Here is a 12,027-nt window from a genome sequence, read left to right on the forward strand (position 1 = left end):
ATATCAGCACTGCCGATACGGCAGCGCTGCCCTCGCCTCTTCGGCATAGGCCAACACCCCTTCCTGTTCACGGACGAGAAAATCCTCCACCGCCGCTTTCAACCCCGGATGGCGCAGGTAATGCCACGACCGGGTAATCACCGGCTCGAACCCGCGTATCAATTTGTGCTCACCTTGAGCCCCCGCATCGAAGCGCTGCAAGCCCTGGGCAATCGCGTAATCCATACCCTGGTAGAAACAGGTCTCGAAGTGCAGGCGGTCGAACTCCGCCAGGCAACCCCAGTAACGCCCATAGAAACTGTCGCCGCCCACCAGGCTGAACGCCATCGCCACGGGACGGGGGCCTTGTTTGGCCAGGACGACGCGAATCGCCTCGGGCATGCGTTCGGCCAACAGGCTGAAAAACGCGCGGGTCAGGTACGGCGCCTGGCGACGCACCGCGTAGGTATTGGCGTAACAGGCGTAGACGAAATCCCACAGCGCCTCGTCCAGTTCATGCCCCGCAAGCCATTCGAATTCGATCCCCTGCCCCGCCACCTGCTCGCGCTCCTTGCGCATCTGCTTGCGCTTTCGGGAACTGAGGGCGTCGAGAAAATCCTGAAAGTCGCGGTAACCGCGATTCTGCCAGTGATATTGGCAGCCGATCCGCTGCAGCCAACCCTCCCGCCCGGCCAGCGCCGTGTCGGTAAAGGTGTCGGTGAAGTTGATGTGGGCGCTGGAAAGCCCCTCGATCTCCAGGTAACCCGGCAGGCAGCCAAGCAGCTCCAGACCATCCTCCAGCCGCGCCGCCAGCAGCCGCGGCCCGCTGACCGGGCTGAACGGCACCGCCGTCAACAGCTTGGGGTAGTAGTCGATGCCGGCCCGAGCGCAGGCGTCGGCCCAGCCGTGATCGAACACGTATTCACCGTAGGAATGCCACTTGCGATAGCTGGGCAAGGCCGCCATCAGACGACCCTCTTCGATGTGCAACAAATGCTCGGGTTGCCAGCCGGATTGCGGCCCGAGGCTGGCACTGTCCTCCAATGCGCCGAGGAAAGCGTGACGCAGGAACGGTTGATTGACGGGCACCAACGCGTCCCACTCATGCGGCGCGATGGCGGACAGGTTGTCCAGGACGTGTAGCGGCATGCGGTTCCCCGATCTCCAGACTGCGGATGGGGCGAGTATCGCCGATCTTGACCGGCACACGATAAAAAAACCCCGCCGTAGCGGGGTTGAAAGGAGCTTTAACGGATGAAGAAAGAGCTCTGTATCAGGTCAGCGCGATTCAGAACACGTACTGGGCACGGACCACGAAGCCGTCACCATCGTCGTCACCATTGGCGTTGGTGACCTTGTCGGTCTTGGCCTTGATGTAGGCGCCGGTGATTTTCACAGCCTCGTTGGCGTACCAGTTCACGCCCAGGTTGTGCACCTTGGCCTCGGCATCGCCCACGTCGCGAGTTGCGCTGGCGGTGGTGATGTTGTCGTCTTCGACGGTCAGGCTGTCGTAGCGATAGAACACTTCCCAGGCGCCGATGGACTTGTTCTGCGGCTTGATGGCGTCGAACTTGCCGACCTTGTAACCGCGGGCCTCACCGGTGAGGGTGTAGGCGCCTTGAACGTAGAAACCGTGGCCCTTGATGTCTTCGAAACCGTCGGCGTCAGCCTTGGTCTTGCGAGTGATGTATTCACCCTGGATCGAGGCCGGGCCCATGGCAAAGGCGGCTTCCAGACCGAACGCGGTATCGCGGTCGTAGGAACCAGCTGGCGAGTTGTTGGCGCCGCCCAGTACAGGACGGTTGCCGTTCGGACCGGCATCGTTGCCGCCGAGGGTTTCAACACCACGCATGCCCAGGCGGGAACGATAGCGTGCGTCGAATACGGTGTCGGAAACGTCACGCGATGCCACGTTCACACCGAAGTGCAGCACGTTGCCGGCGTCATGCATCGGGGCGAATACGAAACGGCCGTTGACTTGCTTGACGCTGTCGCCGTCGGTGTCGTCGGTGTCCTTGCTGAACACACCGGCCGAGGCGTAGAACGAATCGGCGAAAGTGCTGGACGCTTGCAGACCCAGGCCGTTCTGGTGGCTGTTGGTCCAGTCGATCAGGTCGTAGGCGGCGTTACGCTCAGGCGCAGTCACCCACTTGGAACTGGTGGCTTTTTCCAGACCGAAATCGGGGTCGAAGCGACCGACTTTGATCGAGACTGGCTTGAAGCCGTTGTAGGCCAGGGATGCTTCGTCGAAGTAGCCGTTGTCGGAGTCGCCGCTGTTGTGGGACATGTCGTAGTTGATGGTGTAGGCCCAATCCGTGTACAGCACGCCGGACAGTTCCAGGAAAGCGCGACGGATGTAAGCGGCGTCGGCCGAGTTGCCGTTGTCGGTGTAGATCCCATCGAACTGGCTGTAGTCAGCCTGCAAACGACCGCCAAGCTTGAAGCTGAACTCTTTGTCAGTGGTGGCGACTTCAAGGCCGCCCTTGGTTTTGACCACGATATCGGCGCCGTCGGTGGTGACGGTGCCGGCGAAAGCCTGGGCGGTTACTGCCATTGCCAGCGCGCTGGCGGCAAAACCTGCGAAGTGCTTACGGATCATCGAAGAATTCCCCTGTTGGTAGTCTATGCGTTAGAAAACACGCGGAAACGGGCCCGCTGGTGTTGGGAGGGGATCTTGGCGGCCGGTTGTGTCAGGCAGGTTGCCATCACATAAAGATTTCATGACAGCGGAACTTTTTACTTCGAAAGTGAATAATCAAAGACAGCGACGGCCCTGTGGGAGCGGGCTTGCTCGCGAAGACGGCGGCACATTCAGCCTATCAGGTGCCTGACACTACGCCTTCGCGGGCAAGCCCGCTCCCACAAGGATCGGGGTGTCCCGGGGTCTAGCGATGGTCTCTACGACGCTCGGCGGCGAGTTTTTCGGCGAGGTGGTCCAGGTTCGGCACCGGTGCTTCGGGAAGCTTCCTGAGGGTCGCCTGCATCAGGCGCATCTGGCGGATGAATCGCCGGCAATTGGGGCAGAACATCAGGTGATGGCGCACCATCAGACGTTCACGGAAGGTCAGTTGTCCGTCGAGGTAATCACTGGAGCGCGCTACTTGTTCCTTGCAGGTCAGCATTCGCCGGTTTCCTCGAAATGTTCAACAGTTGCGAAGACCTTCAGTCGGGCGCGATGCAACAGCACACGTACGTTGGAGAGCGAGAGGTCGAGAAGATTACAGATTTCTTCCAACTCCAGCCCTTGGCGCTCGCGCAGGGTCAACACACTGCCTTGCAGCTCCGAGAGGCTGAGCACGGTGTGTTCAAGGCAATCACGTAATTCGCTCTCCATAAGCAGCGCTTCCGGCGTGTCCTGATGCCAGGCGAACGGCGCCAGCAGCCAGTGCCCATCGGCGGCAAAGCGATCATCGCCGAGGCTGCCGTGAGGCGACGGCAGATCGTCGAGCAGTACTTCGCGGCGATTTTGTTTGTAGCGTCCCTTGGCCGCGTTGGCCGTGATGGTCAGCAGCCAGGTCTTGAGGCTGGAACGCCCCTGGAACCCGCCGAGATTGCGCACCACCGACAGCCAGGCGTCCTGCACGACTTCATCGGCATGGCGGCTGCCTACAATGGCGAATGCCACGGCGCGCATCGCGTCCTGGTAGGTGCTGACCAGCTCTTTGTAGGCCTGCTGCTCGCCGGCCAGGAGGCGTTTGAGCAGTTGGGTGTCGCCGCTGGCGGTCATTCCACCTCTCACATGGCAAATGTCGTTGTGGCGAGGGGATAAATCCCCTCACCACAGAAAGATCTCTAACCACAAGATCAACGCTTGCGCAGAATCACACTACCAATTGAATACCCGGCGCCGAACGAGCTGAGTACCGCAACCGCGCCGCTGGGCAGGTCGTCCTGGTACTTGTGGAACGCAATCACCGAACCGGCCGAGCTGGTGTTGGCGTAGGTGTCGAGGATCACCGGGGCTTCCTCTTCGGTTGCTTCGCGGCCCAGCAGCTTGCGCACGATCAGGTGGTTCATGCTCAGGTTGGCCTGGTGCAGCCAGAAGCGCTTCACTTCGCCGACGTCCAGCTGGTTTTCCTCCAGATGAACCCCGATCAGCTCGGCCACCATCGGGCAGACGTCGCGGAAGACCTTGCGACCTTCCTGGACGAACAGCTTGTCCCGCGTGCCGATCCCCTCCTCGGCCGCCCGGTTGAGGAAGCCAAAGTTGTTACGGATATTGTTGGAGAACTTGGTGAGCAGTTTGGTGCTGACCACGTCGAACTGATACGGCGAAGTCGCCAGGTCCGCCCGCTCGATGATCACGGCGGTGGCTGCGTCACCGAAAATGAAGTGGCTGTCACGATCGCGGAAGTTCAGGTGGCCGGTGCACACTTCGGGGTTAACCATCAGGATCGCCCGCGCCTGGCCCAGTTGTACGCTGTTGGCCGCGGCCTGGATGCCGAAAGTTGCCGAGGAACAGGCCACGTTCATGTCAAAACCGAAACCGTCGATGCCCAGGGCTTCCTGCACTTCGATGGCGATGGCCGGGTAAGCGCGCTGCAAGTTGGAACAGGCGACGATCACGCCATCGATGTCGGCGGCGGTGCGCCCGGCACGCTCAAGGGCTTGTTTCGCGGCGCCGACAGCCATTTCGCAGAGTACCGACCACTGCTCATTGGAGCGCTCCGGCAGGCGTGGGGTCATGCGTTGCGGGTCGAGAATGCCGTCCTTGTCCATGACGAAGCGGCTCTTGATGCCAGAGGCCTTCTCGATGAACGCCGCGCTGGATTCGGTCAAGGCCTCCACTTCGCCGCGCTCGATGGCCTCGGCGTTGTCCGCATTGAATTGCGCGACGTAGGTGTTGAAGGATTGCACCAGCTCTTCATTGGAAATGCTGTTGGCCGGGGTGTACAGGCCGGTGCCACTGATGACGACGTTATGCATGGTCGTGTCTCTGATCTGTTCAGGCAGAAAGCATTGGCACAATCGTGCCAACACGCAAAGGGTCTTTTCCCATCCCGGGGAAGCAGACCTGGCCTCGCTTTATTCCGATCCGCCCGTAGGCATTGAAGCTCAAAACCACGGGACCGGCACTTATAGGCGCGAAGTTTGCCATAAACGCTGGCGTTTGGCCCATTCTCCATCGATCCAGACACAAAACCCCTGTGGGAGCGGGCTTGCTCGCGAAGACGGCGGCACATTCAGCCTATCGGGTGACTGACACTACGCCTTCGCGAGCAAGCCCGCTCCCACAGAGTTTGCGTCAGCTTCAAGGCTCCACTTGCCCCCACTGCTTACTCAGGCGCTTGTCCGAAATCGGCACCTTGGTCCCCAACTGTTGGGCGAACAACGACACCCGGTATTCCTCCAGCCACCAGCGGTACAGTTCAAGTTGCGGATCACGCTTGCCTTCCTGGGCATGTTTGCCCGCGCGGGCCTGGTATTGGGTCCAGAGCGTCGACAACTCGCCGCTCCAGACCCGATCCTTTTGTACTTGACTGCCCAGTTTCTCGAAGCGCTGTTCGATGGCCTTAAGATAACGTGGCAGTTCCTTGAGCCATTGATGCGGGGTTTCGCGCACGAAACCCGGGTACACCAAATGGCTGAGCTGCTGCTTGATGTCATTCAGGGCCACGGCCTGGGCCAGGTCGATCTTGCCTTTGAAGCGTTTTTGCAGGCCGTGCCAGAGCTTGAGGATGTCCAGGGTCAGCTTCGCCAGGCGCTCGGCGTGCTCCGTCCAGCCACCACGCTTGCGCTCGGCCAGGGAAGCCAGCGCGGCGCCGTCGCGGGGCAGGCTCGCCTCGCCTTCCAGCACGCAACTGTCGAGGCTCACCAGCAGGATGTCTTCCACCAAACTGTCGATACGCCCCAGCTCGCGGTAGAGCAGGCCCAGCTCGGTCAGTCCCGGCAACTTGCCCCGCAGGAACTTGGCCGACTCCGCCAGTTGCTGCATCAGCAAGCGCTGCAAGGCGCGGCGATGCTGGAATTCGGCTTCGGCGGGCGTCGGGAAACGGCCCTCCTTGACCACGCCGCCCTCTTCCACCAGCGCCGGATACACTGTCATCGACAGCCCGGCAATCTTCTGCTGGGTTTTTTCCGCCACCGGCGCGAAGACCTTCGCCTCCACGGGCGCCTGGCTCTTGGCCGTTTGCGGCACGGCCAACGCAGCCTGGCTGGCTTCGGCAAACCGCGCCGTCAATTCGGCCAGGTCGCGGCCTTCACCGAGAAACTTGCCCTGGCCGTCGACGATCTCCAGGTTCATGCGCAGGTGGCTTTCCACCTGCTGCGCCGCCTCAGCCCAGGCTTCGTCACTCACCCGCGCCCCGGTCATGCGCAGCAATTCGCGGCCCAGGGATTGGGGCAATGAGCCTTCGGCAAAAGTGATGCGTTGCAGCGCGGCCTTGACGAAATCCGGGACCGGCACGAAGTTCTTGCGCAGGGCCTTGGGCAAGTTGCGCACCAGGGCGATGCACTTGGCCTCGATCATTCCGGGTACCAGCCATTCCAGGCGTTCCGGCGGCAGCATCGGCAAGAGCGGCGCCGGCACCCGCAGGGTCACACCGTCGCGGGGGTGGTTGGGTTCGAAGTGATAGCTCAGCGGCAAGGTCAGGTCGCCGACGCGCAAGGTGTCGGGAAAATGCGCGGCGGTGACTTCGCTGGCGTCACGCGCCAGCACGTCCTCTTCGCGCATGATCAGCAACTGTGGGTCTTTCTGGCTGTTGATGCGATACCAGCTGTCGAAGGTCGCCGTCTGGTGGATCTCGGCCGGCAACCGTGCGTCGTAAAAGGCGAACAGGGTTTCTTCGTCCGCCAGGATGTCGCGGCGGCGCGCCTTGGCTTCCAGTTCGTCGAGTTGTTCCAGAAGCCTGGTGTTGGCTCCCAGGCATTTGGCCCGGGACTGGATCTCGCCGCGCACCAACGCCTCGCGGATAAACAGCTCCCGCGACACCACCGGGTCCACCGGGCCGTAATGCACCGGCCGGCGTCCGACCACGATCAGCCCGAACAAGGTGATCTGTTCATACGCCACCACCTGCCCGCGCTTCTTCTCCCAATGGGGTTCGAAGTGGTTTTTCTTGATCAGGTGTCCGGCCAGCGGTTCGATCCAGTCCGGCTCGATCTTGGCGACCATGCGTGCATACAGCTTGGTGGTTTCTACCAGTTCGGCGGTCATCAGCCATTGCGGACGTTTCTTGCCCAGGCCCGACGAGGGGTGAACCCAGAAGCGCCGTTGACGAGCACCGAGATAATCGCCGTCTTCGGTCTTTTGGCCGATCTGGCTGAGCAGGCCCGACAGCACCGCTTTGTGCAACTTCGGATAGTCCGCCGGCTCTTTGTTGAGGCTCAACTGCATGTCGCGGCAGATGAGGCTCAGTTGACGATGGGAATCGCGCCACTCCCGCAGGCGCAGGTAATTGAGGAAGTTCTTGCGACACCAGTTGCGCAACGGGCTGGCGGTCAGGGCCTGACGCTGCTCTTCGAAACCGCGCCACAGATTGACCAGCCCGGCGAAATCCGAATCCGTGTCTTTCCATTGAGCGTGAGCCTGATCCGCGGCCTGCTGGCGCTCGGGTGGGCGTTCGCGCGGATCCTGGATCGACATGGCGCTGGCGACGATCAGCACTTCCTGAAGGCTGCCAAGCTTCGCCGCTTCCAGCAGCATGCGACCCATGCGCGGATCCACCGGCAAGCGCGCCAACTGGCGGCCCAGCGGTGTCAGCTGGCCGTTGCGGTCCACTGCCGATAATTCTTGCAGCAGGTTGAAACCGTCGCTGATGGCCTTGCCGTCCGGCGGTTCGATGAACGGGAAGTCGGTGATCTCGCCCAGGCGCAAGTGCAGCATCTGCAGGATCACCGCCGCCAGGTTGGTACGCAGAATCTCGGGATCGGTGAATTCCGGCCTGCCGAGGAAATCTTCCTCGCTGTACAAACGTACGCAAATCCCCGGCTCGACCCGCCCGCAGCGACCCTTGCGCTGGTTGGCGCTGGCTTGGGAAATGGCCTCGATGGGCAGGCGCTGGACCTTGGCGCGATAGCTGTAGCGGCTGATGCGCGCGGTACCGCTGTCGATCACGTAACGGATACCCGGTACGGTCAGCGAGGTTTCGGCGACGTTGGTTGCCAGCACCACGCGCCGCCCCGGGTGGGATTGGAAAATCCGCTGCTGCTCGGCTGGCGTCAAACGCGCATAGAGCGGCAGGATTTCGGTGTGCTTGAGCTGGGCCTTGCGCAGCATCTCCGCCGCGTCGCGGATTTCCCGTTCGCCCGGCAGGAACACCAGCACATCGCCCGGGCTGCGGCGCTCGCTGCGCTCATGGGCGGCGATTTCATCGAGGGCGGCGAGGATCGCCTGGTCGACGGTCAGGTCATCCTCGACCCGATTGCCCTCTTCGTCCTGCTCCAGGGTCAGTGGGCGATACCAGGTTTCCACCGGGAAGGTACGGCCGGAAACCTCGACGATCGGCGCGTCATCGAAGTGTTTGGAGAAGCGCTCCAGGTCGATGGTCGCCGAGGTGATGATGACCTTCAGGTCCGGACGGCGCGGCAGCAGGGTTTTCAGGTAACCCAGCAGGAAGTCGATGTTCAGGCTGCGCTCGTGGGCTTCGTCGACGATGATGGTGTCGTAGCGTTCCAGGTAACGGTCATTCTGAGTCTCGGCCAGCAGGATCCCGTCGGTCATCAGCTTGACCAGCGTGTTGGCGTCGCTCTGGTCCTCGAACCGCACCTGATAACCCACCAACGCGCCCAGCGGCGTGCCCAGTTCCTCGGCCACGCGGCTGGCGACGCTGCGGGCAGCGATACGGCGTGGCTGGGTATGGCCGATCAAGCCATGCTGGCCGCGACCGATTTCCAGGCAGATCTTCGGCAGTTGGGTGGTTTTGCCCGAGCCGGTTTCACCGGCGATGATCAGTACCTGATGCTTGAGCAACGCCTCCTTGATCTCGTCGCGCTTGGCGGCGATCGGCAAGTTGTCGTCGTAGCGGATCACCGGCAGGCTGGCCTTGCGCGCCAGCACCTGATCACAGGACGCCTGCATGCGCGTCACCCATTGGGCGAGTTTCGCCTCATCGGGTTTCTTGCGCAGCTCGAGCAACTGGCGCCGCAACCGGTGACGGTCGGCGAGCATGGCGTGGTCGAGGTTTTTCAGCAGCTTGTCGATAGCGGGGGCTTGGTCAGTCATCAGGTACGCAAGGGGGAAAAGGAGCAGCGGCAAGTTTCAAGCTGCAAGCGGCAAGTTGCAAGCTGCGTTGACCGGAAACTCAAAACTTGCCGCTTGAAGCTTGACGCTGCTTCTATCCCTTACGCCGGTACGGGAACACATCGATTACCTTCCCGGCCCGGATCGCCTCCTGCAGGCCTTTCCAGTAGTCGGCGTTGTACAGCTCGCCGTGCATCTGGTCGAACAACTTGCGCTGCCCCGCGTCGGCGAACAGGAACGGCGGAAACTCCTCGGGAAAGACGTCCAGCGGTCCGATGGAGTACCAGGGCTCGGAGGCCATTTCATCCTCCGGCGTGCGCGGCTGGGGAATATGGCGGAAGTTGGCTTCGGTCAGGAAGCAGATTTCATCGTAATCGTAGAACACCACGCGGCCGTGACGGGTCACGCCGAAATTCTTGAGCAGCATGTCTCCGGGGAAGATATTGGCCGCCGCCAATTGCTTGATGGCCAGGCCATAGTCTTCCAGTGCCTCACGCACCTGGGCTTCGCTGGCGTTCTCCAGGTAGAGGTTCAGTGGCGTCATGCGCCGCTCGGTCCAGCAGTGGCGGATCAACACCGTGTCGCCCTCCACCGACACCGTCGACGGCGCGACCTCCAGCAACTCCTCCAGGCACGCTGGCTCGAACTTGCTCAAGGGGAAGCGAAAGTCAGCGAACTCCTGGGTATCGGCCATGCGCCCTACCCGGTCGACGCTTTTCACCAGTCGGTACTTCTCGATCACCGTGGCCCGGTCGACGTTTTTCGAGGGGGAAAAACGGTCCTTGATGATTTTGAAAACGGTATTGAAACCCGGCAGCGTGAACACGCTCATGACCATGCCGCGCACACCGGGGGCCATGATGAATTGGTCGTCGGTATTGGCCAGGTGATTGATCAAGGCCCGATAGAATTCGGACTTGCCATGCTTGTAGAAACCAATGGAGGTATACAGCTCGGCAATGTGCTTGCCCGGCAGGATGCGCTTGAGAAAGCCGACGAACTCCGCGGGCACCGGCACATCCACCATGAAGTAGGAGCGCGTGAACGAAAAGATAATCGACACCTGGGCCTCGTCCGTGATCAGCGCGTCGATCTGGATGCCCCGGCCTTCGCGATGCAGCAGCGGAACGACCAGGGGCCATTGGTCATCGCGGGTGTAGATCCGGCCCACCAGGTAGGCGCCTTTGTTGCGATAGAGCACCGAAGAAAACAGCTCCACCGTCAGCTCGGGGTCCTTGCAGACCCAGTCCGGCAGGTTCTCTCGCAGCTGGGCTTCAAGACGCTGCAAATCACCCGGCAGGTCGGCATAGTCCTCGCTGAAACGGTAATCGGCGAAGATCTGCGCCAGCATCCGGTCGAGTTGGCCCTGAGGCTTGTAGGTGCGGGTCTGGGCAGCACGGGCCCGGCGCAGGCTGGGCCGGGTGGTGTGGATGAACATCGTGCCGTCGCTGATCAGGTCGTGGCTGAACAGGCCGCAGAAGATCGAGTTGTACCAGGTTTCGGACAGTTCATCGTCGAAACGCAGGTCGATCAGGCTGATGTAGGCGCTTTTCACCAGAGGCCAGCAGCTGACGTCCATCAGCGCGTCGGGGTCGAAAGCCTTGCGCAGCCGAGCGACGGTTTCGAAGACTTTCTCTTCATACAAATTGATCCGCGCCGCCGAAGCCGCTTGCGCCTCCTGCCACCGGGCCTGCTCGAACCGGGCCCGGGCGCCATCGGTGATTTGCCGGAAATGCTCACGATAATCGTCGAAACCGTCGAGAATCGAACGGGCGATTTCGGTGGCGGGCCATGGCTGGGGCATCGGGAACCTCGACGGGTCATCTTGTTATTGGCGACTGAGCTTAGAGGCCAATCAGGCGGCAACGCAACCGTTGCCATCGGCCTGGAGGACGGCGACACTGGCCAGCCCATCAAGGAAGGAATGACTTGTGAACCTCGTCGACATCTTGCGCCTGCTGTCACTGGCTGCCATCTGGGGCGCGAGCTTCCTGTTCATGCGCATCATCGCCCCGGTCATCGGCACGATCCCCACCGCCTTCTTTCGCGTCTCCATCGCCTTCGTCGGCTTGCTGGTGATCCTGGCGCTGATGCGTGTCGACTGGAATTTTCGTGGCAAGCTGAAAGTGGTGATGGTACTGGGCCTGATCAACTCGGGCATCCCGGCCACCTTCTATTCCCTGGCGGCCCAGGTGCTGCCGGCCGGCTATTCAGCGATCTTCAACGCCACGACACCTCTGATGGGCGTGTTGATCGGCGGACTGTTCTTCAGCGAACAGCTCACCGTGGCGAAGGTCAGCGGCGTGTTCCTCGGCCTCTTGGGCGTGGGCATCCTGACCGGCGCAGGGCCAGTGGCCTTCGACCTGCAACTGCTGATGGGCGCCCTCGCCTGCCTGATGGCAACCACCTGTTATGGCTTCGCCGGCTTCCTGACCCGTCGCTGGCTCGATCATCAAGGCGGGCTCGACAGCCGCCTCTCGGCCCTGGGCAGCATGTTCGGTGCCACGTTGTTTCTGCTGCCATTGTTCGGCTACAGCGTCATCAGCCAGCCACCGGCCAGTTGGGGGGGCTGGAGCGTCTGGCTGTCGCTGTTGGGCTTGGGCCTGGTGTGTACCGCACTGGCCTACATCCTTTATTTCAGGCTGCTCAGTGCCATCGGCCCGGTGAAATCCATGACCGTGACCTTCCTGATACCGCCGTTCGGCGTGCTGTGGGGGGCGTTGCTGCTGGATGAGCCGCTGGGCATGGCGCATCTGTATGGCGGAGTGCTGATCGCGGCGGCATTGTGGCTGGTGTTGAAGCCTGGGGCGGTGAAGCCGGTCGAGGCGGCTGGCCGGTAGTTTATCGGCGCAGCTGAAAATGCCATC

Annotated in this window: 8 protein-coding genes; 1 reads left to right on the forward strand and 7 read right to left on the reverse strand. The window is 61.8% G+C overall.

The window, feature by feature from the left end; genetic code table 11:
• Positions 1 to 3: 3 nt before the first annotated feature.
• The 7 genes from EGM97_RS23175 to aceK all read right to left on the reverse strand — a co-directional run bounded on the left by EGM97_RS23175 (position 4) and on the right by aceK (position 10,964).
• Positions 4 to 1,128 carry a GNAT family N-acetyltransferase gene (locus tag EGM97_RS23175; RefSeq protein ID WP_238964200.1) on the reverse strand — a complete coding sequence of 375 codons (1,125 nt, stop codon included), beginning with the start codon at positions 1,126 to 1,128 and terminating at the stop codon, positions 4 to 6.
• Between the two features lie 139 nt (positions 1,129 to 1,267).
• Complete coding sequence (locus EGM97_RS23180) at positions 1,268 to 2,578, reverse strand: OprO/OprP family phosphate-selective porin (RefSeq protein ID WP_238964201.1); 1,311 nt, start codon at positions 2,576 to 2,578, stop codon at positions 1,268 to 1,270.
• A 286-nt stretch (positions 2,579 to 2,864) separates the two neighbouring features.
• Complete coding sequence (locus tag EGM97_RS23185) at positions 2,865 to 3,101, reverse strand: anti-sigma factor family protein (protein WP_238964202.1); 237 nt, start codon at positions 3,099 to 3,101, stop codon at positions 2,865 to 2,867.
• Entirely contained in the window at positions 3,095 to 3,706 is a 612-nt protein-coding gene (locus tag EGM97_RS23190) for an RNA polymerase sigma factor (protein ID WP_238964203.1), read from the reverse strand. The genes EGM97_RS23185 and EGM97_RS23190 overlap by 7 nt, the downstream gene beginning before the upstream one ends.
• Before the next feature lie 77 nt (positions 3,707 to 3,783).
• Positions 3,784 to 4,905, reverse strand: coding sequence for a beta-ketoacyl-ACP synthase III (locus EGM97_RS23195; protein WP_238964204.1), 1,122 nt, complete (start codon positions 4,903 to 4,905; stop codon positions 3,784 to 3,786).
• A 325-nt stretch (positions 4,906 to 5,230) separates the two neighbouring features.
• Entirely contained in the window at positions 5,231 to 9,142 is a 3,912-nt protein-coding gene (gene hrpA, locus EGM97_RS23200) for an ATP-dependent RNA helicase HrpA (protein ID WP_238964205.1), read from the reverse strand.
• A 112-nt stretch (positions 9,143 to 9,254) separates the two neighbouring features.
• On the reverse strand, positions 9,255 to 10,964 hold the full coding sequence (gene aceK / locus EGM97_RS23205) for a bifunctional isocitrate dehydrogenase kinase/phosphatase (protein ID WP_238964206.1): 1,710 nt from the start codon (positions 10,962 to 10,964) through the stop codon (positions 9,255 to 9,257).
• 127 nt (positions 10,965 to 11,091) lie between these two features.
• Here aceK and EGM97_RS23210 point away from each other — a divergent pair, with 127 nt between their 5' ends.
• Entirely contained in the window at positions 11,092 to 12,000 is a 909-nt protein-coding gene (locus tag EGM97_RS23210; RefSeq protein WP_238964207.1) for a DMT family transporter, read from the forward strand.
• Positions 12,001 to 12,027: the final 27 nt, after the last annotated feature.

This window comes from Pseudomonas sp. AF32 (genome assembly GCF_022342325.2).
Classification (GTDB): Bacteria; Pseudomonadota; Gammaproteobacteria; order Pseudomonadales; family Pseudomonadaceae; genus Aquipseudomonas; species Aquipseudomonas uvaldensis.